Below are 22,449 nucleotides of genomic sequence, written 5' to 3'. Positions count from 1 at the left end.
CGTGAGGTGATACGGTGGCACACTTGTCACCAGCGGCGGAAGGCCCTGAAGCGATCGAATCAGCCTGTCATCTGGCTGTAATCGAGGGATTGAACGGACTGATCGAGATATTCGGCACCGCTGATATCTCAATAGTTGGAAAACAAGGCAGGAGTCCCCTTGATCCTTATCGACGGCGCGCATCTGACGTGCGCCGAAATTTACGACGCCGCCCACCTCCGCGACGTCGTGACGCTGAGCGCCGACGCGCGTGCCGAAGTCGGCCGAGCGCACCGGTTCGCCGAGCGCGTCGCCGGCGAACGCCCGGTCTACGGCTTGACCACCGGTGTCGGAGCCAACCGCGGCATCGGTGTCACCGACGGGGCCGCCCATGCCCGATCACTGCTGCGCAGCCATGCGACTTCAGCGGGTTCGCTGCGGGCGGCCGAACGCGTCCGCGCGATGCTCGTCGTCCGCCTCAACCAGCTAGCGGCGGGAGGCAGCGGCGCGTCCGAGGCCGTGGTGGAGGGCCTGGCGGCGATGATCGCCGCCGACGCGCTGCCCGAGGTGCGCGAGCACGGCAGCATCGGCACCGGCGATCTCACAGCGCTCGCGACCACCGCGCTGGCCTTGATCGGCGACGCGCCGACGACCCGGCCGCTGCCGTCCCGGATCGTGTTCGGCGCCCACGACTCGCTGCCGTTCATCAGCAGCAATGCCGCGGCGATCGGTGACGCGGCCCTGGCCTGCACCGACTTGCAGATTCTGGCCCGTGCCAGCGTCGTCATCGCGGCTCTGACCTATCTCGCCGTCGACGGCAATCCCGAGGCGTTCGCCCCGGTGGTGGAGCGGGTCACCCCCTTCGAGGGCGCACGGCGGGTCTGCGGCTGGATGCGCTCGCTGACCGCCGGGGCGGCACCCGCCGCGAGGATCCAGGACCCGTTCGGACTCCGCACGCTTCCGCAAACACTCGGGCCGGCCCTGGACGCCTTCGCGCACCTCGACGATGTCGTCTCCCGCATGGCCAACGCGCCGTCGGAGAACCCGGTCGTCCTGCCGGGACCGGACGACCGCGGCGAGATCGCCCACCACGGCGGCTTCCACGCCGCTTACCTGACCACGGCGGTCGACACCGCCGTCATCACCGCCGCGCAGTCGGCCAAACTCGTTCTGGCCCGGCTGGCGACGCTGGTCGACCCCGACTTCACCGGCCTGCCCGCCTTCCTCGGCGACGGGACGCCCGGCGCGTCCGGCGTGATGGTGCTTGAGTACGTCGGTTCCGGCGCCCTCGGCGATCTGCGGGCGGCCGCGACGCCGGCCGGCCTGCAGACGGTGGTCCTGTCCCAAGGAGTGGAGGAGGACGCCAGCTTCGCCTCGCTGGCCGCCCGCCAGGCGCTGGGCGCGGTCGGCAACCTGCGGATACTGCTTGCCTGTGAACTGGTGGCGGCGGTGCGCGCAGTGCGGTCGCGCGGCATCTCACCAGGCAGTGACGGCCTCTGTCAGGCACTGTCTGTGTGCGAGAAGCTGCCGGACAGCCTCGCCGATCGTGACCTGAGCCCCGACATCGAACTCGCGGAGGGGCTGCTGCCCGCGTTGGCGCAGATCCTCTGACCGGCGAGCTCGCGCCGCCTGCGGCTTTCGCGTGCGGCCCGGACGGCGCCGGGCGTATCGCTCGTAGATATCCAGGTGCTGACAGGGACCTGGAGCCGCGCGGTGGAGCTCGCAGGTCCCGTCGAGCCCGGACCTCACACCATGTCGCCGACAGGACGGAGTTCATCGGCGTAGGAGACCGACGTCCGGCGCAGTACCCCGGTGCTGCTGATCGAATACTGGCCCATCCGCCACAGGGGTGGTGAGTAGGCGTGGATGGAGACGCTCCCGACGGCAGTGCCGGTCAGCCGATGGATGTGCTCGGGACCGAACGAGAAGACGTGACCCGCCACGATGTCCGTCTGCAGGCTCGGCGCACCCACCGCGAGATTGTGTTCTGTGAGCTGTCCCTCGACGACCGCGACGGCTCCCGACGAGCTGTCGTGGTCGTGCCAACCGGTGTCGTTCTGGGGCGTCCAGCACAACACCCACACGTCGACGTGCGTGTCGCGGTGCAGCGAGACGTAGTGCCGCTCGTTGTCGCTGTAGGCGACATGGGGGCGCCACGTGGACTGGTCGGCGGCGATGGAACTCGTGAGTTCGAGGAGTTCGCGGCGATTCAGGTCGCGGTTCGGCAACGCGTCGAGCGACAAGGTGGGACGGATGCCGTCCAGCCGCTCCGCCGACCGGGCCGGCACCGCGGCGAACATGTGCGACGAGCCCCCCGCCTCACCCTCGTGGGGGGCGACCTGCGCGGGCAGCGATGTCGCGGGTGGCTCGGTGGTTTGGTTCGTCAAAGCTGACCTCCTTCGAGGAGACGTCGGGGATTGGCGACGCGGATCGCGTACGTGGCGGCCGCGCCGAGCAGGGGGTCGGTCGGCTCGGCGTAGGGACGGTCGCTGCCGAAGACGATCGGATCGATGCCCAGCGCTTGGATCAGGCTGCCCAGGCCACGCCTTCCGTACGAGCTCGTGTCGACGAACACCTCCGGGTCCACGCGGGGCGGATGGCCGGCCCGGGCGGCGAACCGCTCGTCGTGGACCGGCGCCAGGCCGGCTCCGGCGGCGAAGCAGATCCGCAGGTCGGGCAGAAGCGCGCGGCCCACGGCATGCCAAGCCCACCACGCCGCCAGCATCTGCGCCGGGTAGTCCACGACGGCGGGCCACCAGGCGGGCACCGTGGCGTCGGTGGCAGGCCGCGCCGGGGCGGGCCCGGGGTGGACGAACACCGGACGGCCGGCCTGCTCACACACGCGCAGCACCACGGCCATGCGTTCGAATCCGGCAGGTGTCGCGACCCGCGTCGCAGGAATCTGCAGTCCGACGAAGCCCGCGCTCAGCAGCCTCGCGAGCCCTTCGAGGTCGGGATCGACGTGGTTGACCGACGCCCATGCGCCGAAAGGGCCTCCGAGCCGCCGTGCCCCGTCGTGCCACGCCGCCAGCAACGGCTCGGCGGCCCGCGGATGCAGCTCCTCGATACCGAGCGGGCTGGACAAGCTGACCAGGATCCGCTCGTGCCCGGCGTCGCGGGCGGCACGCAGGACCGGGTCGTGCGCGGCCGGGTCCACCGCGTAGTCCGGCTCTCCCGGCAGGCGCAGCGTCCAGCCGTCCAGGCGCGGCGCCGTCGGGCGAACCCGTAGCGCGTCGACGAGCTCGGGCGGCCAAAGATGCTGGTGGACGTCTATGGCGGCGGACCCGGACGGCAAGTCGACCTCCCTTGTGAAGCGCTTCACTGAATGGCATCAGTGAAGCGCCTCACAAGACTTCTGTCAAGGGTGGTCGCAGCTCGTTACACTGGCCCACGTGACCGATCGTCCCCGCCGTCCGACGCAGCGCGACATCGCCGAGGAGACCGGCCTGTCCATGGCCGCGGTCTCCTACGCCCTGCGCGGCCTGCAGGTGCCGCCGGAGACTCAGGAGCGGGTCCGCGAGGCGGCCGAGCGACTCGGCTACCAGGTCGATCCGATCGCGAGAGCACTCGCCTCCGGCCGCACGGACTACGTCGGCGTCCTGTGCGGATCGCTCGAAGACGTCTGGCAGCAGCGGGTCGCGGCCGCCCTCGGCCGCAGGCTGCTCGAAGCCGGCCGCAACGGCCTGATCCTCGACTCCTCGAACGATCCGTCGACCGAGGCAGCCCTGGCCCAGCGCCTCGTCGACCAGCGGGTCGACGCCCTGATCGTGCTACCGGTGGACCCGCGCGGCGCGCAGTGGGCCAAGATCGCCAAGAAGACGGTACTCGTGTCGATCGGTGACGGGCTGCCCGGCGCGGCCACCGCGGCCGAGGTGGTCTTCGACAACGCGGGCGGAGTCACCGACGCCCTCACCATGCTCGCCGGTGCGGGGCACCGCAGGGTGGCGGTCTTGACGCCGGTCGGCGTGTCGACACCGGACCGGCCGGCCGAGAGCGTCGTCCACAAGGTCGCCTCAGAGCTCGGCGTCACCGCGACGCTGCACACGGCGCCCTACGACCTCGAAGGCGCCAGCGCCGTCGCCCGCGAGGTGCTCACCGGAGCGGACCCGCCCAGCGCCATCCTGTGCCTCGCAGACTCCATCGCCTACGGCATCTACGCGGCGGCGGCCGAACTCGGCCTCTGCATGCCGGACGACGTCTCAGTGCTCGGGTTCGACGACCACCCGCTGTCACGGCTGCTCACGCCGCCGCTGACGACGTACCGCTGGCCGGTCGACGAACTCGTGGCCGAGGTGGTCCAGCGGACCGTCCGTGCGGTGGACCACGGAACCCGCAGCAAGCGCAAGGTGTTGACCGCGACCAGACAGATGCGCGGATCGATGGCGCCGCCCAGCCCGAAACTCGCGCGCTCGCGGGTCACGGCCCCCTAAGTCACCGGCCGCGTGCGTGCCGAGAATCCCTGCGCCGGTCGGATCTTGCGGCCTGGCCGGGCGTCCGACCCCTGCCTCTTCGGCGAGGTACCTGTCCTTGCCGAGAACGAAGCCCTCTGATCTATCGTGAGCATTCACTAACGGATCCGTATTCCGGATGACGTCATTCGGTAATCGCAGCGGGTTGAAGTGGTCCTCATCAGCAGCGACGAGGTATCAAGACCTCGGCGCCCGGCATGGAGGATCGTCATGCCCGAGATGTACTTCCAGGTGCGTTGGCCTGATGGAGCAATCCAGCGCTGCTATTCGCCTTCGACGGTAGTCGCCGAGTATTTCACCGCGGGAACCGCGTATGAGCTCACTGATTTCGTGGAACGGAGCCGCACGGCGCTTGGTATAGCCGGGGAGCGGGTGCGGGAGAAGTTCGGTTACCACTGCACCGGGGCATCCGAGCAGCTTGCGCGGATCGAGCACGCCGCGGCCGCGTACCGTGCCGTCGCCGGAGCCGAGGTCACGGTCGAATCGCTGACCGGCGCGGACGGGGCCACGCAATGACCGCCGCCACGGCGCTCGCCCCGGCGCTCGCCACCCCCCTCGCCCCGGCGCTCGCCGGAGCGCACTTTCCAGTGGCTGTCGTCGGCGCAGGCCAGGCGGGCTTGGCGGTGAGCTACTGCCTGCGGCAGCGGGGGATCGAGCACGTCGTGGTCGAGGCGAACCAGGTCGGGCACGAGTGGCGGACCCGCCGATGGGATTCGTTCTGTCTGGTGACGCCCAACTGGCAGTGCAAGCTTCCCGGCTTTCCCTATCAGGGACCCGACCCTGACGGATTCATGGTCCGCGACGAGATCGTCCGCTATCTCCAGGACTATGCGGCCTCCTTCCAGCCACCGCTGGTGCAGGGGGTGCGTGTCGAACGGCTTCGCAGGGCCGCCACCGGAGCGTTCGAGCTCGTCACGAGCGCCGGGGAATTCACCGCGGACCAGGTCGTCGTGGCCACCGGTCCGTACCACGCGCCGTCGGTTCCGGCGTTGGCCGGGCGGCTGCCCGACGGCGTCGAGCAGATCCACTCCGCCGGCTATCGCAATCCGGAGCAGCTTCCCGGCGGCGGGGTCCTGGTGGTCGGCACCGGTCAGTCCGGCTGCCAGATCGCCGAAGACCTTCACCTGGCCGGCCGTCAGGTCCATCTGGCCGTGGGCAGTGCGCCGCGAGTGGCCCGCTTCTACCGGGGCCGGGACTGCGTGGCCTGGCTGGACGAGATGGGGCACTACACCAAGGGCATCGACGTGTTCGACGACGCCGACGCGGTGCGGATGCGGGCCAATCACTACGTGACGGGTCGCGATGGGGGCCGTGACATCGATCTGCGGACCTTCGCCAGGGACGGGATGCGTCTGTACGGGCGGCTGACCGGGATCGCCGGAGCTCGGCTGGAGTTCGCCGACGATCTGAAGGTGAATCTCGATCACGCCGACGCGGTGGCCGAGGGCATCAAGGACGCGATCGACGCCCATATCGCCTCGCGCGGCATCCAGGCCCCGACCGAGGCGCGGTACGTGCCGGTGTGGGAGCCGGCCGAGCAGGTGAGCGAGCTTGATCTCGGGGAAGCCGGGATCACCTCTGTGGTGTGGGCGACCGGATTCCGCCGCGACCACCGCTGGATCGAGATCCCGGCGTTCGACGGCCGTGGTTATCCGATGCACCGGCGCGGTGCGACGAGCTGCGCGGGGCTGTACTTCCTCGGGCTGCCGTGGCAGTACAGCTGGGGTTCGGGGCGATTCGAGGCCGTCGGCCGGGACGCGGAATTCCTCGCGGACCACATCGACGCCGGACGGCGCCTGGCCGACGTGTGCGGCACGCTGACAGGAGCGCCTACAGCCGTGGCCTCCGCACTGCCGGTCGGGTGAGCCCCGATGGTCCACGACGCCCATCGGCACATCGGCGTACTGCCCGCGTACCCCTTCTACGGCGGCCCGCCGGTCAACCCGGACATCACGGCCCGCGCCACAGTCAAGCAGCTGATAGCAGACCTCGATCGGGAAGGCACCGAACGCGCCCTGGTGATCCCGAACTACGGGGTGCCGGACCCGGCGATCGCGTTCTCCTTCAACGAGCTCGCGGTCGAGGCGGCGCACAGTGACGACCGGATCCGGGCCGGACTGTGGGTGTCCCCGCGGCCCCAGGACGCCGAGCACACCGGCCAGGCTCTCGCGCTCGCCGGGGAGACCGGTGTACGAGCCCTGAAACTGAGTTTCCTGCTCGGCGGCCGGGCCACCGATCCGGCCTGCCGGCCGCAGCTGGACCGGATCTTCGCCGTCGCCCAGCAGCACGGACTCATCGTGCACGTGCACACCTCCCCGGGCGCCGCTTCCGACATCGACGAGGTCGGTTACCTGGTCGAGTGGTACGCCGACCGCGTGCCGGTGCACCTGGTGCATTTCGGCGGCGGGATGAGCGGCCACATCAAGCTCATCGGCTCGCGCTTCTTCGACTGGATCGAGCGCGGCAAGCGCGTGTACACGGACCTGTCCTGGGCCATCGGTTTCGCCCCGGTGTGGCTGGCCCGGGAGATCGAGCGGCGCGGCGTCGGCCACGACCGGGTGTTGTTCGCCAGCGACCAGCCCTGGGGCGATTTCGCCGGCGAGTACTCGCGACTGGCCGCGGCGGCCGGCGGCGGCGAACTCGCCGAGCTGGTCTTCCGCGGCACGTTCACCGCCCTCTATGACCGACGGAACCGACCGAACCAATCGAATCAATCGAATCAATCGAATCAATCGAACCGAGCGAACCAATCGAACCCTGATTCCCCCTCTCTCATCAAGGAGTAGACACATGACCGTCGAACTGTCCGACATCGAGAAGCAGTCCCTCACCGAGATCCCGCACCCGTCGCTGCCCGAGGGCTCGACCATCTACGGCACGACCAAGGTGTTCCCCGACTACCGCGCTGAGGACGGCGAGACCTACTTCACGCTGGTCCACGGCATCGCGCACGAGTCCTCGGTGAGCTTCGTCGCCGTGCTGCAGGCAACCCGGGCGCTGCGCAAGGGCTTCGAGTCGGCGATCTACTTCTACGGCCCCGGCTCACTCAACTGCCTGGCCACCCGCGGTTTCCCGACCACCGGCAACTCGGCCTTCCCCGGCGAGCACAACATCAACAACCAGCTCAAGACCTTCATCGCCGAGGGCGGCAAGGTGTACTGCTGCCGGTTCGGGCTGTCGCTGCACGGTGCCCGTGAGGAGGACCTGATCGAGGGGGTCATCCCCACCCACCCGCTGGACGTGCAGGACGCGATCATCCACTACGCGCGCAAGGGCGCGATCATCAACTCCACCTACCAGCTGTAAAGGGGATCGACGTGAGTGTTGGCACCGAGACCGCGCGTGCGGCATCCCTGAACCCGGTGGACGTACGCATCCTCACCAGGGCCGAATTAGCACTGCGCGGCGTGCGTGTCCAGGCCCCGGTGCGGCGGCCGGACGGAGCCGGGCCCAGCGACGACGGTCACGTGCTGCTCGACGGTGCCAACGCCGCGTTGCCCACCAATCCGAGCAGCCCCTACTCGGTGCGGGAGGGCCGAGTGTGGCTCGGCGAGCAGGACACCGGACTCGCCCTGACCCCGGTCAGCCGTCCCCGGTTCTACGACCTGACCACGGCCGACGGCATCCCCTACGAGCACATCGCCAGGCTGCACGGAGCGGACGTGCTGGCCACCACCGTCGTGCAGACCTGCGTCCGCTACGTCGAATCAGAGCGCTGCCGCTTCTGCACCATCGAGGAGTCGCTGCGCGCCGGCGCGACCGTCGCGGCCAAGACCCCGGCTCAGCTCGCCGAGGTGGCCGAGGCCGCGGTGCGGCTCGACGGGATCAAGCAGATGGTGATGACGACCGGCACGACCACCGGTCCCGACCGCGGCGCCCGCGCTCTGGCGCGCTCAGTGCGTGCGGTGCTGGAGGCCGTGCCCGGTCTGCCCATCCAGGTACAGTGCGAGCCGCCAGGCGATCTGACGTGGATCAGTGCCCTGCACGAGGCGGGCGCGACGTCGATCGGCATCCACGTCGAATCGCTCGACGAGCAGGTGCGCCGCCGATGGATGCCGGGCAAGTCCACGGTCCCGATGGCCGAGTACGAGGGCGCCTGGGATGAGGCAGTGCGGGTTTTCGGCCGCAACCGGGTCTCGACGTACCTGTTGGTCGGCCTGGGGGAGGACCCTGAGGAACTGATCGTGGGCGCGGGAAGCCTGATCGAACGCGGCGTTTATCCGTTCGTCGTCCCGTTCCGTCCGATGAACGGCACCCTGGCCGCTCGCGATGGTGTTCCCGCGCCGTCCACCGACCTGCTTCGCCGCGTGACCGAGGGTGTGGCGGCCAGACTGCGCGCAGCCGGGATGACGGGCGCGGACCAGAAGGCCGGATGCGCCGCGTGCGGTGCCTGCAGTGTCCTGCAGAGCGCCGGAGGCTGAGCATGCATCTGGACGGCCACACCTCCCGCGGCGTCAAAGACCCGGCCGTGGACATCCTCGCCCTGCTCGGCGATCGCAGCACCCTGGCACGGATGCCCCAGACGCGGATCGAACAGGCCGCGGACGCCGCCGACATCGAGGCGTATCGGGCGTTGCGGCGCGAGGTTTTCGTTTACGAACAAGGACTGTTCGACGACCATGACCTCGACAGACACGACGAGGACCCGCGCACCGTAGTGCTCGTCGCCCGGGACCCCGTCGGCCGGGTCGTCGGCGGCGTGCGGCTCGGCCCCGTGCCTGACGGCACCGACATCGGCTGGTGGCAGGGCGGCCGACTGGTTGTCGCTCCCGGCGCCCGCGGTGTGCACAACGTGGGCGCCGCGCTGGTCCGGGCCGCGTGCGCGCGCGCCGAGAGCGAAGGCGTGCTCCGCTTCGAGGCGAGCGTGCAGGCACGCAACGAGGTCTTCTTCACCCGGCTCGGCTGGCACCGCGTGCGCCCGATCACCGTCGCCGGCACACCGCACGTCCTGATGCGCTGGCCGGTCGACCGGATCGCGCGACTCACCGCGGCGGTCAAGGCACCGCTCGGCCCGCTGCTGGCCGGACTGAACCCGGGCGGTGCCGGATTCATCGGCGACGACGGAGCGCCCGTTCCCGGCACCGAGGTGATCGCCGCGTGCGATGCCATCGTCCCGTCCATGGTCGAGCGAGATCCCGAATGGGCCGGCTGGTGCGGCGTCCTGGTGAACGTGAACGACCTGTCCGCGATGGGTGCCGCGCCTCTAGGCCTGCTCGACGCGCTCGGGGCGAAGGACGCGGCGCACGCCGCGAAGGTCCTCACCGGGCTGCGGCGGGCGTCGCAGGCCTACGGCGTTCCGGTACTAGGAGGCCACACCCAGCTCGGGGTGCCGGCCGCGCTGTCGGTGACGGCGCTGGGCCGCGCCGCGCGGCCGGTGCCCGGAGGCGGAGGACGGCCCGGCCACGCGCTGCGGCTGACCGCGGACCTCGGCGGTGCCTGGCGCCCCGGCTACGGGGGGCGTCAATGGGACTCGACCTCCTACCGCACCGCCGCGGATCTCAGGAGGATGACCGGCTCGGTCGCGGCCGCCGGGCCCGCCGCCGCGAAGGACGTGTCGATGGCCGGCATAGCGGGAACCCTCGGCATGCTCGCCGAGGCCGGCGGCTGCCGAGCCGTGCTCGACGTGGCCGCCGTACCGCGCCCGCGGGAAGCGACGATGGGTGACTGGCTCACCTGTTTCCCCGGCTATGCGATGCTCACCGCCGACGACGCGGACGCGCCGCCGCTGCCCGCCGGACCCGCCGTCGGCGCCGTGTGCGGGGAACTGACCACAGGCCGCGGAGTCGGGCTGCGCTGGCCCGACGGACAGATCACCGAAGCCGTCGCCGCCACGGTGACCGGAATGGGAGCAGCATCATGACCGCTGTGCGGATGGCGGCCGTCGCCGCGGAATTCGGCCGCGACCTCGAAGACGACTTCGCCATCGCCGAACACCTGATCAAGCGGGCCCGCGCGGACGGCGTCCGCCTGCTCGCACTGCCGGAAGCCTGCCTCGGCGGCTACCTGCTCAGCCTCGACGACGATGCCGAACTCGACGCCGGGCCGCCCGCGCTGGCCCTGGACGGACCCGAGATCCGCCGCCTCGCGGCGCTCGCCGGTGAGCTGACCGTCGTCGCAGGGTACTGTGAAGACGCGGGCGACGCGCGCTACAACAGCGTCGTGTGCGTGACCGGAGACGGGGTGCTCGGCAACCACCGCAAGGTCCACCAGCCGCTGAGCGAGGACGCGTCCTACGCCTCCGGGGACCGCTTCCACGCCTTCGACACCCCGGTCGGCCGGATCGGCATGATGATCTGCTACGACAAGGCATTCCCCGAGTCCGCCCGCGCCCTCGCCCTCGATGGCACTGAGATCGGCGTGTGCGTCTCGGCCTGGCCCGGTGCGCGCACCAACGCCGTCGCGGACCTTGAGCAGGACCGGTGGAAGCGCCGCTTCGACCTGTTCGACCGGGCCCGCGCGCTGGAGAACCAGATCGTGTGGCTCTCGGCGAACCAGGCGGGCACGTTCGGGTCGTTGCGCTTCGTAGGCAGCGCCAAGGTGGTCGATCCCGGTGGCGACATCCTCGCCGACACGGGTGTCGGCGGCGGGATCGCAGTCGCCGAACTCGACGTCGCCCGCGCCCTGGAAACGGCCCGGCGGTCGATGGGGCACCTGCGCGACCGGCGCCCGGAGACCTACGGCGTACCGATGGGAGCGGCGAGCGTATGAGCACGGTCAGGATCGCGGCCGCGGCCGCACACTTCGGCCGCGACCTGGACTTCGATCTGGCGAGGATCGCGAAGCTCATCAGCGATGCCCGCGCCGACGGTGCCGCGCTGCTCGTCCTGCCGGACGCCGCGCTCGGCGGCTACCTCGCCGACCTGCGCCACCCCGATCCGGAGGCCCTGCCCCCGGCGCTGAAGCCGCAGGACCCGCTGATCGCCCGGGTCGCCGCGCTGGCCGCTGAGATGGTGGTCTGCTTCGGCTACTGCGAGGACGCCGGCGACGTCCGCTACAACGCGGCCGTCTGCGTCACCGGCGACGGTGTACTCGGCAGACACCGCAAGGTGCACCTGCCGGTGGGGGAGACCGCCGCGTACGCGCCCGGCGACCGTTTCGACGCCTTCGACACCCCGGTCGGCCGGATCGGCATGCTCATCGACTACGACAAGACCTTCCCCGAATCCGCCCGCTCCCTGGCCTTGGACGGCGCCGAGATCATCGCCTGCCTGTGCGCCTGGCCCACCAGCATCACGAACCGCGCCCCGCGCATGGCCCAGGACCGCCAGGCCCGGCTCTTCGATCTCTACGACCAGTCGCGCGCCGCCGAGAACCAGATCGTGCTCGCCTCGGCCAACCAGACCGGCGCCATGGGCGGTATGCGTTTCCTGGGCCAGGCCAAGGTGGTCGGCCCCGGCGGCGACATCCTTGCCCGCACCTGGGCCAAGGCGGGACTGGCCGTCGCCGAGGTGGATGTCGCCGATGAGATCAAGCGCGCCCGCCACGTTCTGCACCACCTGAGCGAGCGCAGGCCCGAGGTGTATCGGGAGCGCCCCAGTTGAGAATCGCCCTGCTGAGCTATTCGACGAAGCCGCGCGGCGGCGTCGTGCACACCCTCGCCCTGGCCGAGGCCCTCGCCGCGCTCGGTGAGGACGTCACCGTCTGGACGCTCGGACGCGGCGGCGACCAGTCGTTCTTCCGTCCCGTCGACCCGGCCGTCGGCCTGCGGGTGGTGCCGTTCCCCGACGGCCCCGACGGCGAGAGCGTCGGTAAGCGCATCCTGCGTTCCATCGGCACCCTGCGCGAAGCCTTCTCCCCGCGCGCGGCCGAGTACGACATCGTGCACGCCCAGGACTGCGTCAGCGCCAACGCCGCCGGCCGGTGCGTGCGCACGGTCCACCACCTCGACCACTTCACCACGCCCGAACTCGCCGCCTGCCACGAACGTGCCATCGTCGAGCCGTACGCCCACATCTGTGTCTCGGCCGCCGTCGCCGCCGAACTCGGCGCCGGCTGGGGGATCGAGGCCGAGGTGATCCCCAACGGCGTCGCCTATGAACGCTTCGCGGCCGCGGCCGACGACACAGCGGGCCGGGACCGCTGGCATGATCGGCTCGGCCGCTACGTGCTCACCGTCGGCGGCATCGAACCCCGCAAAGGCTCCATCGACCTCCTTGAGGCATACGGCCTGTTGCGCCCGCGCCACCCGCACCGCCGCCTGGTCATCGCCGGCGGCGAGACCCTGTTCGACTACCGCGACTACCGCACGCGCTGGGATGAGCGCGCCGCGGGACTCGGCATCGAACCCGTCGTACTCGGCGCCGTGCCCGACGATGACCTACCCTCACTCGTCGCGGCTGCCGACGCCTTCGCGTTCCCCTCGGTAAAAGAGGGATTCGGCCTGGCCGCCATGGAAGCCCTCGCCGCGAACGTCCCCCTGGTAGCGCGCGACCTTCCGGTCCTGCGCGAAGTCTTCGGCCCAGCCGCACGCTTCGCCGAAACCCCGGCCGCCTTCGCGACAGAACTCGACCACGCCCTCAGCGCCGAGGACCCCGCCCGCCGAAGCGCCGGACGGCGACTCGCCGCACGTCACACGTGGACCGCGGCCGCCAGCCGGCACCTCGACTTCTACGGTTCCCTGCGCTGACGTGGAAAGTTAGAACTTTTATCCGCTAAGGCCTGACGTCCCGCCGCCTCCGCCGCTGCCGCGACTATGCGAGGTTCGTGCGGTTCCCGCAGGTCAGGCAGCGTTCTCGTATTCGTGAAGGATCCCGCCGAGTCGGTCGCGTCTTCGCGGTTCGGGCGCGGGCTGCAGTGGTCCGTCCTGGTCCAGCGAGCGGTGTGGCCGATGCAGGTTGTAGACGGTTGTCGGTCGACGAGCAGGCGTTGGTGTCGGACCCAGCGCGGCGACGGACATCGCGTGGGACCTCACAGACAGGGAGTAGGGCGTGGAGTCGTGTTGTCTGGCCTGCATGGATGAAATATTCGGCACCCACAGCGCCAATCCCAGAACACCGGATCCCCAGCGGGGACACGGTCGTACCCGGCCTTGGGCGCTGCCGCGCGTTTCCTCCGTTCGCGGATGGCGATCGCTGAGGCCATCCCCAACCACGCGTGCGCTGTTCAGGTTGAGGTGTCGGGAACGAGGCCACGTCGGTCGAGCAGGCTGATCAGATTTCGCTTGCGCTTCTGCGCGTGCCGCAGTTCGCAAAGATACAGGTCGAAGGCCTTGTTGCTGCCGAGAGCGTTGTGACAGCCGCGGGCCGCGGCCAATAGATCCGCGATCGCCTCGTAGTTCGTGTTTCCCGTCTGGCTGGTGCGTGGAGCAATCAAGTCCATGTAGATCCGCAGCGCATCGGCTGGTCGGGTGCCGGCGATGGAATCGGCGACCTGCTGTCGGAGTCGTGTTTCGGCGCCGTAGCGTTCGCTGGCGATCCAGGCATCTTCGGCATCGCCTTCCTCCAACAGCGCGGTGATCAGCATCGCGGCCTGGTAGGACGTGGGCCAGCCTGGATGGTGCGGCGGCTTCGCGGCGTCCGCCTCCAACAGCCTCACCGCCCACGACTTGACCTCGTGCCAGGCGCCGACGGCCTGGGCGGCATCACGCAGCGAGCGGAACGTCTCCATGGCACGGTCCTGCTCGAACTGCGATCGGCGCAGCCGAAGGATGTCGGCGGATCGGTCTTCAGTGGCGTAGCGGGAGGCGAGGTAGTCGATCAGGCGTCGCTCACGCAACCCGTCTGGTCCGGCGGCGCCTTCCTCGGCCCAACTCAAGGCCTCGCCGGCACGGCCGACCGCGTCAAGTTCCTCCGCGATCCGCAACTCCCGCCACCCGGGCCGATCAATCGTCGCCGCTAGGTGCGCGACGAGCTCATCGGTGTCACCGCCGGCCCGGATGGCGTCGACCGCCAAGGCGTCCAGACCCCAGCTGTGGTCTGCACCCCGTTCCCGGCCGGCATGCCACGCCTTCTCAATCGCGGCCCGGTAACGTGCCAATCCGGCTGTGCCGAGGGCCTCGCTGTAGTCGCTGGCGGACAGGTACGGCACGGTGGGTTGCAAAAGCTGGATCGCCGACAGCCAGTCGGCGAGGTCCCGTTGATCAGGCCGGGCTGCCAGGCAAGCCGCGGCGTGGACGCCGGCCATCTGGGCTGCGGCCTCGCCGAGCTCGCCTTCGTCATCGTTCAAGTCGTCGCCGTACCGGGCCAGCTGGTCGAGTGCGAACCGGGCGGCCTGCTCGGCTTCGCTCGCCCGCCCGCGTTCCAGGACGGTCCGGATCGCGTCGGCGGCCTCAATCAACCGGCCCGGAATGTCAGCCGACGGACCGTAGTAGTCCCAGTCATCCCAGCCACCCCGTCCCCGGCCTACCGGCTCCTCATCGAATACTGCTGCGATCTGCTCGCGCAGCGCGGGGAAATCAGCCCCAGCCGCCGCCGAACGGGTCTGAAGCCGGTGCGTGAACTCCTCGTCCTCCGCGGCGCGCTCACGGATCAGGCCCAGCAACTCCTCGCGGGTCAAAGCCGACAACCACGCCTCCACCCGGGCAGTAGCATCCTGCTTCGCAGCGCGCGGGACCGGCCGCTGGTCGCGAACACGAAGAGCAACCAGTGCCACGGCCACGCAGTGCTTACAGAAATGCCCCTCTTGCCCGAACGGGCAGGAGCAGTCGCCGTCCAGACGATGCCCCTCGACACGCAGCACGACTTCGTATGGCTCGGAGCCGTAAACGGTTGCCACGATCTCATGCTCGGCGAGCCTAAGGTCGTCGACCTCCTCCAGGTATGCCAGCCCACGCTCGTAGGAACGCGATCCGGCGGCGGACTGGACGTCCATCTCATGGAAGATCGCACGCTTGCCCATAGCGTCCATTCAACCAAGGGAACGGATTCGCTCTGGTGCAGGACAGGTCGCGGTCCCGTAAGGACGAATCCGCTGTATCACCCCCCTCTTCACTGAGGCCTCTAAGTGTTTTCGACCGCCCAGGAACGCTGGCGCAGCGTCCGGGTTCACGTCTGAAGCGATGGGGGGTGGGGCGAATTCACCGCGATGACGTCCCAGAACGTTGCGTCAGAAGATCAAGTGGTGGTCGCTATAGACGGTCGGCTTCGGCTGCACCGCCTGGCCGACTGCGGCGACCAGGGAGTTGTGCAGCACTGCGGTCCCGCCGAAGATCACGATATCGGCGAGCGCAGGCTGGCCGTGGAGGATGTTCGCGGCCGGCGTGGAGATCATCGTGGTCGGGTCGGTCAGGAGCAGCGGTCCGTTCTTCATCGCCATGAAGCTGCCGCCGGTGAGGGCATCTGCGAAGGACGTGCCAGAGGCCAGACCGTCTGTCTGGGACCACATGGAGGTTCCGTTGCCCCAGCCGTGTATGGCGACGGCTTGGGCGGTGGCGTAACGGTCTTTACCCTGGAGCTCGCTCCACTGTCCCCTGTTCTCGCCGACAAGGCCGAGGTCACAAGGAGCACAAGGTGCTCTGGCCCCACGGCTTGGCGTGGCTCATCGTCACCGGCGTCTGGCCCATGACCGACCGCCACCGTGTCAGGACGGCTGCAGGAAGCAGGACTTCACCACGCCGAAGTCGGGGTCGGGGAAGACAGTGTTGTCGCACGGCGTCCCACCGCTGAGGACCTTGCTCGTCCAGCTCGACCCGGCGCCGTACTCGACGGTCCGGGTCCCGCTGAAGGCGCACAAGCCGTTCTCGGGCCCGCAGTAGGCAGTACCGGTCGGTCCGGTCGTGACAGGACCCGTATAACAGGACTTCGCGGCACCGAAGTCCGGGTCGCCGAGCGCGGCAGGTGTGCAGGCCGTCGAGGACGAACTCGTGGCATAGGCGTAGATCCCGTTGACGCCGAAGGCGACCGACTGGGTACCGGTGACGGCACAGGTCCCACCCTCGTCGGCGCACTTGGTGTAGCCCGTCGGCGCGCCGTGGTTCCCAGGGTTGGCAGCGATCACGTAGTTGCCGGGCTGGACGCCGGTCAGGTAGACGTAGTCGGCGTCCGCGGAGGCACCGCTGATCCCGGCGGTGCCCGTGAAGGCGCCGTTGCTCCACACGATCCGGCCATCGACCTCGACGATGGGGTTGGTGGCCCCGGACGTCGGCACGGCTATCGTCCCGGTGGTCCCCGAGGGCGCCGTCACCGCCATGCTGAACTGGTGGATCCCGCTCTCACCGGCCCAGTCGACACTGATCGCACCATGGGGAGTGGGAACGCTTCCCTGCGCGTAGGCCAGGTCGCCGGGGTGCGGCTGCACAGTCCAGGCGGCGAAGCCGGCGCTCGCAGGCTGCACACCCAGGACATAGCCAGACAGGGCGGAGATGGGAGCGGTCGACCAGCCGTGTGACAGGTTGGTGCCTTTGCCCAGCCCGGGCAGTCCGGTGCTCGCGGACACGTTCTCCCACGTGGTTCCGGTCTGCTCGGAACCGGAGGCGGCCATGTGGCCCCAGAGCGTAGTCAGCAGCGTTTCGGCGTCAGCCGTGTCGTTGCTCGCCAAGCGCGCGTCGAGCTCGTAGCCGCTGATGAAGGGGCTGATCGTATCGGCGTATGAGCTACCGGAAAACGGTTTGGGGCCGTAGGGGGTGGTCCACAGGTCGGTCTTGAGGGTGGACAGGATGGTCGAGACGTCCGAGGCAGGAGCGACGCCGTAGAGCACGGCGAGAGCGTTGGCGTCCTGGGCGACGGTGCTGGTGTCGTTGTTGCTGAGGTAATACATGCCATTGCCGCTGTTGTAGAGGTGGGCGTTGATCGCTGTCTTCAGAGCGGCTGCGTTGCCGGTGTACGTGGCGGCGTCGGTGTTGTCACCGGCTGCGGCAGCCAGTGTCGCGCCGTCCAGCAGTGACTTGTAATAGAGCAGGTTGTACTCGGTGACCTCGCCGTTCTTCCCAGAGTCGTAGAAGTCCCAGTCCATGTTGTCACCGCTGCCGGTGGCCACCAGACCGCTGGCGTCGAGGAGACCGGCGTTCCAGGCCAGCTCAGCTTTGAGGACGGGAAGTTCTTGCTGAACGAAGGCGGTGTCGCCGGAGAACTGGTAGTAGTCCGCCAGGCCCAGGACGAAATAGGCGGAGTAGTCGGCCGAGTAGAACCGGCTGGAGCCGGTCTGCGGCGATGTGCCGAGCGGGTACTGCGGCGGTACGTCCCCGGCCGTCGAGCCGTCGGTTCGCGCGTAGCTGGCGAGCATCTGCAAAGCGCCCTTGAGGTAGGCGGCGTTGTCCGTGGAGTAGAAGACGCTGGGGATCTCCACGGCCATGTCCCCGGACCAGATCGCCCGGTCGCGCTTGGCACCGTCCAGGATCGAGGCGTACTGATTGGTCCCGGGGACGGCGAACTCCGACAGCACAGCGGAGGAGTTCAGCGGATCGCTGAAGAGCGTGGCACCGGAGGAACCGGTGACGGTCAGGTTCTTGAAGTCCGCCTCCTCGCCCGCGAATTCACGGAAGCCGACCGTGCCGGTGGCGTGTGTTGTGTCCGTCAGGGTGCTCAGCGGTTTTCCGTCGAGGGAGACAGTGAGCGTGGAGCCGGAGACCGTCGTGCCGACGGTGTGCCAGGTGCCGGCCGGCAGCGCGCTGGGCAGGGTGACGGTGCCCAAGGAGGTGTAGGCGCCGCCGTGCTTGTTGAACTCCTGGAGCGTGTTGGCGGTGCCTGTGGCGTCGGTACTGTCGTCGAGGATGAACAGGTAGCCGTCGTCGACGTCCTGGCCCCGCACGAACCATCCGGACTGGTTGGCGACGATGTCGGTCTGGAAGCTGACGGTGTAGTCGCCCCAGGACGAGCCGGCGGTCAGCAGACCCGCCATCCCGCTGGGGTCGCCCGCGGCTTGCAGGGCGCCGCCGGTCACCGACCACGCGCCTGGCAGCGACCGGACCGGGACCGAGTCGAGTTGGTCGGTGTACTCGGAGTCGTACCAGATCCGGTTCAGCACGGTGCTGCTGGAGTTGAACCAGCCCGCGAGGCCCGCCGCCTGGGTCCGGTCGGCGATGTAGGTGATCCCCGCGGCGCCCAGGGTGACCGAGCCCGGCGAGGTGAGCGTGACCTCCTCGTAGCGCTCGCCGCCCTGGACGTACTGGTTGGTGATCGCGCCGGGGCCGGTGACGGTGTAGTCGTCGTACCGGTTGCCGTCGCCCTCGGCCCAGGGCGCCGCGCCGTCGCCGGTCACGCCGACGTAGTCGAGCCCTTCGGAGTAGCCGGCCCGCATCGTGGGCGAACCGCTCTCGGCGGAGACTTGGAAGAAGGGGACGCCGCCGACGTCCTTGCCGTAGTCCAGCACGATCGTCGGCGCGGCCCCGCCGGAGACCATGGTGAGACTCGCTCCTCCGGAGCCTCCGCACAGCAGCCCGGACGCGCCGGAGACGGTGCCGGACGCGCTGGTCACAGCGGTGGGGCAGACGGTCGCGCTGGTCGGGGTCTGGTCATAGGACTGCCAGCCGGGCGTGGACGGCCACGGTGTGGTCGAGGACGCGGCCGACACAGCCGGCGCCGCACCGACCGCGGCAAGAAGCCCGGCGTACGCCAGGGCGGCGGCGAGGAGGCGGGATCTGCGCAGGACGCTGATACGGGGAGGCAACACAGCATGGCTCCTTGAAAGGGCGCGGAGAACAGGGCGTGATGTGCCGATCGACGTGTGAGTGGCCTGATGGAAGCAGGCCGGGTGTGGCCTTCCCGCCGCACTGAATGCTTTCAATCGCCGAAGATAGACAGGCTTCGAATGGGGGTCAAGGTCTCAAGCTGATTCAGAACCTTGATCTAGAGGCCTTGGGCGTTTCCCACTTGAGCTTTTCTTGACGAGGCGTCAGCTGCTCTCTACTCTCTGCCCTGAGTCGCGATATTAAAACGATTCACCCACCGTGTGCCACGCGTCGCCTCGTCTCGATGCTGCTTTGCGTTCTCTTAGCCCGGGGATGGTGCATCTGCATGTTGTTTCAGCGTCGCCACGGTGTTCAAGGTCGTGTTCGGCGATCCGGTGTGCGGCTCACGACCGCCCTTGTGCTGATCCTCGCTCCCGCGGCAGTTCCGCCGACCGTCTCAGCGGCTTCCGCCGTGGCCGAGGTGTCGGTCGGCGGGCTACAGACCGACGACACGACGAACCCGCTGGGCATCGATGACCTGCACCCAAGCCTGAGCTGGAAGCTGGCGTCGCAGGTCAACGGTGAGCATCAGAGCGCGTATCGGATCGTGGTCGCGGGCAGCGAAAGCGACGTGAGTGCAGGAGTCGGTGATGTATGGGACAGCGGCGAGGTCTTGTCAGGCAACTCCGTAGCCATCCCATACGGCGGCCCGCCTCTGGGGTCGGGGCAGACCTACTACTGGGCTGTACAGGTCTGGGACGAGCACAGCACGGCCTCGGGCTGGAGTACCCCTGCCCAGTGGGAAATGGGGCTGCTCAGTCCAGGCGACTGGCAGGGCGCGCAGTGGATCAGCCCCAGCTCCACGAGTGCTGGCTCGCCGCTGCTGCGCAAGGACTTCACATTGGCGAAACCGGTGGCAAAGGCCCGCGCCTACGTCTTCGGCCTCGGTTTCTACGAAGTGCACCTCAACGGCAGCAAGGTCGGCGACCGAGTCCTGGCGCCGGCGAGCACCCCCTACGCCCAGCGTGATCTCTACGCTGCCTACGACATCACCGACCACCTTCGGCAGGGCGGCAACACGGTGGGTCTGTGGCTCGGCAACGGCTACGACGCGAACTTCAGCCCGTACGGCTTCCGCTGGCTCGGGCCGAAGCAGGCGATCATGCTCATCGACGTCACCTTCAGCGATGGCTCGCACCAGGCCGTCACAACCGACGACAGCTGGAAGTGGTCGCCGAGCCCGATCACCGCCGATGACATCTACAACGGCGAGTCCTACGACGCCCGACTCGACCAGCCCGGCTGGGACGTGGCCGGATTCAACGCCTCCTCGTGGCAGCCGGTCCAGACCGTCGCCGCCCCGGGCGGGTCGCTGGAGGCGGACACGATGCCGCCGATCACGGTCGCGCAGACCCTGAACGCGGTGAAGCTGACAGAGCCCGAACCCGGCGTGTACGTCTACGATTTCGGCCAGAACATAGCCGGGTGGGAGCTGCTGCGCACCCAAGGCCCGGCAGGCTCGACCGTGCGGATGCGGACTGCCGAGGAGTTGCTCGGCAACGGAACGATCGACACGACCACCAACCGGAACGCGCAGTCCACGGACACCTACACGCTCGCGGGTTCCGGTTCAGGTTCGCAGGAAACCTACGAACCGCGCTTCACCTATCACGGCTTCCGCTACCTGGAGGTCACCGGCGACCCGCAGGCCCCGACCCTGAGCAGCGTTCAGGCCCGCGTCGTCCACGCAGACCTGCCCTCCACCAGCGTGTTCAGCTCGTTCAACACCATGCTGAATCAGATCTGGCAGAACAACCAGTGGACCATGCTGAACAACCAGATGAGCACGCCCACCGACAATCCGGTCCGTGACGAACGCACACCCCCGGGCATGGATGTGCAGGCTTACCACGACGCCTCGACTGTCGAGTTCAACATGGACACCTTCTACGCCAACTATCTGCGAGACATGCCACCGGGCACCGCACTGCCGAGCGACTCGGGCAACGCCCAGCAGCCCGATATGGGCGGAGACCAGGTGAGCCTCGCCTGGACCCTGTACCAGCAGTACGGCGACCTGGCCACCCTCGCCGCGACCTACCCGCTCATGAAACAGTTCGTCGACACCAACGCCGCCGACGTGCCCGGTTACATCTGGTCCACCGGCTTCGGCGACTGGTGCCCGCCGGACCACAGCTCGAACGCGAACGGCGGCATGGGAAATCCCAGCGCCGGCAACTGCACGAGCGAGGTGCCGATCGTCGACACAGCGCTGTCCTACCTCCAGGCGGTCGACGTCGCCAAGGCCGCGACAGCCCTCGGCCAGACCAGCGACGTGGCGCACTACACCCAACTGGCCGACAACATCGAAACCGCGTTCAACTCGACGTTCCTCAACCCCGACCACGCCGGCTACGGCGACGGCCGCGAGACGACCAGCATCCTCCCGCTCGCCTTCGGCATGGTGCCGGCCGCCGACACCCCCGCGGTCGGCGCACGACTGGTCGACACCATCGTCAACGGCAACGGCGGCCACCTCGACACCGGGATCTTCGGCACCCGCTATCTCATGGACGCCCTCGCGAGTATCGGCCGTACCGACCTCGCGATGACGGCACTGAACCAGACCACGTATCCCGGCTACGGTTTCGAAATCAGCAAGGGTGCGACAACGGACTGGGAGGAGTGGACCTACGCCTCATCCATGGAATCCCACAACCATGCGATGTTCGGCGGCATCAACGCCTCCTTCTACAGCCGGCTCGCGGGCATCGAGCCCACCGGCCCGGGCTACAGCACCATCAGCGTCGCACCCCAGATCCCCACCGGGCTCCAGCACGTCAGCGCATCCGTCGACACCGTCCGGGGAACCGTCGCCTCATCCTGGTCGGTAACCGGCGACCAGGTCACCATGAACGTCACGATCCCGGTCGGCGCGACGGCCAGCGTCCAGGTTCCGAACTTCGGACAGGACAACGTGACGACGGTCAGCCCCGCCAGCGGAGCAGTGCGACTGCCTGCCACCGGCACCGGCACCACCTACACGGTCGGCTCCGGCACCTGGCAGTTCACCGGCTCACTCACACCCGCCTCAAGCACGTCACTGCCCGGCACCTGGTCCGAGTGCGCGGCGGAGACCGGCACCTGCTCCTTCACAGGCACCGACACCGTGGCGTTCGGGGCCCAGGGCAAGTACAACTACGCGACCGTGACCGGCGGAACAGCCTGCAACAACACACTCTTCGGCGACCCGGACCCCGGCGTGCGCAAGGCCTGCTACATCGAACCCGCCCCAACGACGACCGGCGTATGGCAACAGTGCGCGGCGGAGACCGGCACGTGCTCGTTCGCGGGTACCGACACGGTGGCGTTCGGGGCCCAGGGCAAGTACAACTACGCGACCGTGACCGGCGGAACAGCCTGCAACAACACACTCTTCGGCGACCCGGACCCCGGCGT

16 protein-coding genes and 1 pseudogene are annotated in these 22,449 nt (G+C 69.0%); 12 read left to right on the top strand and 5 right to left on the bottom strand.

Translation table 11 applies throughout. The features are described from left to right. Positions 1-159: 159 nt before the first annotated feature. Complete coding sequence (locus tag ABH935_RS42085) at positions 160-1,590, top strand: aromatic amino acid lyase (protein ID WP_370383589.1); 1,431 nt, start codon at positions 160-162, stop codon at positions 1,588-1,590. A gap of 134 nt (positions 1,591-1,724) precedes the next feature. Here ABH935_RS42085 and ABH935_RS42080 read toward each other — a convergent pair whose 3' ends face one another. Further along, on the bottom strand, positions 1,725-2,279 hold the full coding sequence (locus tag ABH935_RS42080) for a cysteine dioxygenase family protein (RefSeq protein ID WP_370383668.1): 555 nt from the start codon (positions 2,277-2,279) through the stop codon (positions 1,725-1,727). A gap of 83 nt (positions 2,280-2,362) precedes the next feature. Beyond that, a complete protein-coding gene (locus ABH935_RS42075; RefSeq protein ID WP_370383588.1) occupies positions 2,363-3,274 on the bottom strand; it encodes an amidohydrolase family protein in 912 nt (303 codons plus the stop codon). 97 nt (positions 3,275-3,371) lie between these two features. On the opposite strand from ABH935_RS42075, the gene ABH935_RS42070 reads away from it, so the two are divergent. The 10 genes from ABH935_RS42070 to ABH935_RS42025 all read left to right on the top strand — a co-directional run bounded on the left by ABH935_RS42070 (position 3,372) and on the right by ABH935_RS42025 (position 13,074). Beyond that, the gene (locus ABH935_RS42070; protein ID WP_370383587.1) at positions 3,372-4,409 is read left to right on the top strand and encodes a LacI family DNA-binding transcriptional regulator; all 1,038 of its coding nucleotides are present in this window, start codon (positions 3,372-3,374) and stop codon (positions 4,407-4,409) included. A gap of 249 nt (positions 4,410-4,658) precedes the next feature. Further along, the gene (locus tag ABH935_RS42065; RefSeq protein WP_370383586.1) at positions 4,659-4,964 is read left to right on the top strand and encodes an MSMEG_0570 family nitrogen starvation response protein; all 306 of its coding nucleotides are present in this window, start codon (positions 4,659-4,661) and stop codon (positions 4,962-4,964) included. Then, positions 4,961-6,313, top strand: a complete 1,353-nt coding sequence (locus tag ABH935_RS42060) for an MSMEG_0569 family flavin-dependent oxidoreductase (RefSeq protein WP_370383585.1) — start codon at positions 4,961-4,963, stop codon at positions 6,311-6,313. Before ABH935_RS42065 ends, ABH935_RS42060 begins: the two co-directional genes overlap by 4 nt. Positions 6,314-6,319: 6 nt before the next feature. Beyond that, on the top strand, positions 6,320-7,234 hold the full coding sequence (locus ABH935_RS42055; protein ID WP_370383584.1) for an amidohydrolase family protein: 915 nt from the start codon (positions 6,320-6,322) through the stop codon (positions 7,232-7,234). Between the two features lie 4 nt (positions 7,235-7,238). Continuing rightward, positions 7,239-7,754, top strand: coding sequence for an MSMEG_0572/Sll0783 family nitrogen starvation response protein (locus tag ABH935_RS42050; protein WP_370383583.1), 516 nt, complete (start codon positions 7,239-7,241; stop codon positions 7,752-7,754). Between the two features lie 56 nt (positions 7,755-7,810). Further along, positions 7,811-8,869, top strand: a complete 1,059-nt coding sequence (locus ABH935_RS42045) for an MSMEG_0568 family radical SAM protein (RefSeq protein WP_370383667.1) — start codon at positions 7,811-7,813, stop codon at positions 8,867-8,869. Between the two features lie 2 nt (positions 8,870-8,871). Further along, the gene (locus tag ABH935_RS42040; protein WP_370383582.1) at positions 8,872-10,308 is read left to right on the top strand and encodes an MSMEG_0567/sll0787 family protein; all 1,437 of its coding nucleotides are present in this window, start codon (positions 8,872-8,874) and stop codon (positions 10,306-10,308) included. Further along, positions 10,305-11,156, top strand: coding sequence for a carbon-nitrogen hydrolase family protein (locus ABH935_RS42035; protein ID WP_370383581.1), 852 nt, complete (start codon positions 10,305-10,307; stop codon positions 11,154-11,156). Before ABH935_RS42040 ends, ABH935_RS42035 begins: the two co-directional genes overlap by 4 nt. Next, complete coding sequence (locus ABH935_RS42030) at positions 11,153-11,989, top strand: carbon-nitrogen hydrolase family protein (RefSeq protein WP_370383580.1); 837 nt, start codon at positions 11,153-11,155, stop codon at positions 11,987-11,989. Before ABH935_RS42035 ends, ABH935_RS42030 begins: the two co-directional genes overlap by 4 nt. Then, positions 11,986-13,074, top strand: a complete 1,089-nt coding sequence (locus ABH935_RS42025; protein WP_370383579.1) for an MSMEG_0565 family glycosyltransferase — start codon at positions 11,986-11,988, stop codon at positions 13,072-13,074. The genes ABH935_RS42030 and ABH935_RS42025 overlap by 4 nt, the downstream gene beginning before the upstream one ends. A 476-nt stretch (positions 13,075-13,550) precedes the next feature. Here the strand turns inward: ABH935_RS42025 and ABH935_RS42020 are convergent, their stop codons facing one another. From ABH935_RS42020 to ABH935_RS42010, 3 genes and pseudogenes are all read right to left on the bottom strand, one after another. Further along, positions 13,551-15,284, bottom strand: a complete 1,734-nt coding sequence (locus ABH935_RS42020; protein ID WP_370383578.1) for an SWIM zinc finger domain-containing protein — start codon at positions 15,282-15,284, stop codon at positions 13,551-13,553. A 207-nt stretch (positions 15,285-15,491) separates the two neighbouring features. After that, a pseudogene (locus ABH935_RS42015) lies at positions 15,492-15,827 on the bottom strand (cell wall-binding repeat-containing protein); the annotation flags it as partial. 138 nt (positions 15,828-15,965) lie between these two features. Then, positions 15,966-18,992, bottom strand: coding sequence for a family 16 glycoside hydrolase (locus tag ABH935_RS42010; RefSeq protein ID WP_370383577.1), 3,027 nt, complete (start codon positions 18,990-18,992; stop codon positions 15,966-15,968). A gap of 416 nt (positions 18,993-19,408) precedes the next feature. Between ABH935_RS42010 and ABH935_RS42005 the strand changes: the two genes are divergently transcribed. Further along, on the top strand, positions 19,409-22,449 hold a 3,041-nt coding region (locus tag ABH935_RS42005), incomplete at its 3' end, for a family 78 glycoside hydrolase catalytic domain (RefSeq protein ID WP_370383576.1).

Source organism: Catenulispora sp. GAS73 (assembly GCF_041262085.1).
In the GTDB taxonomy this organism is placed as follows: Bacteria; Actinomycetota; Actinomycetes; order Streptomycetales; family Catenulisporaceae; genus Catenulispora.
Note: the sequence above shows the minus strand (reverse complement) of the source record. Positions and strands in the feature narration are given on the sequence as shown.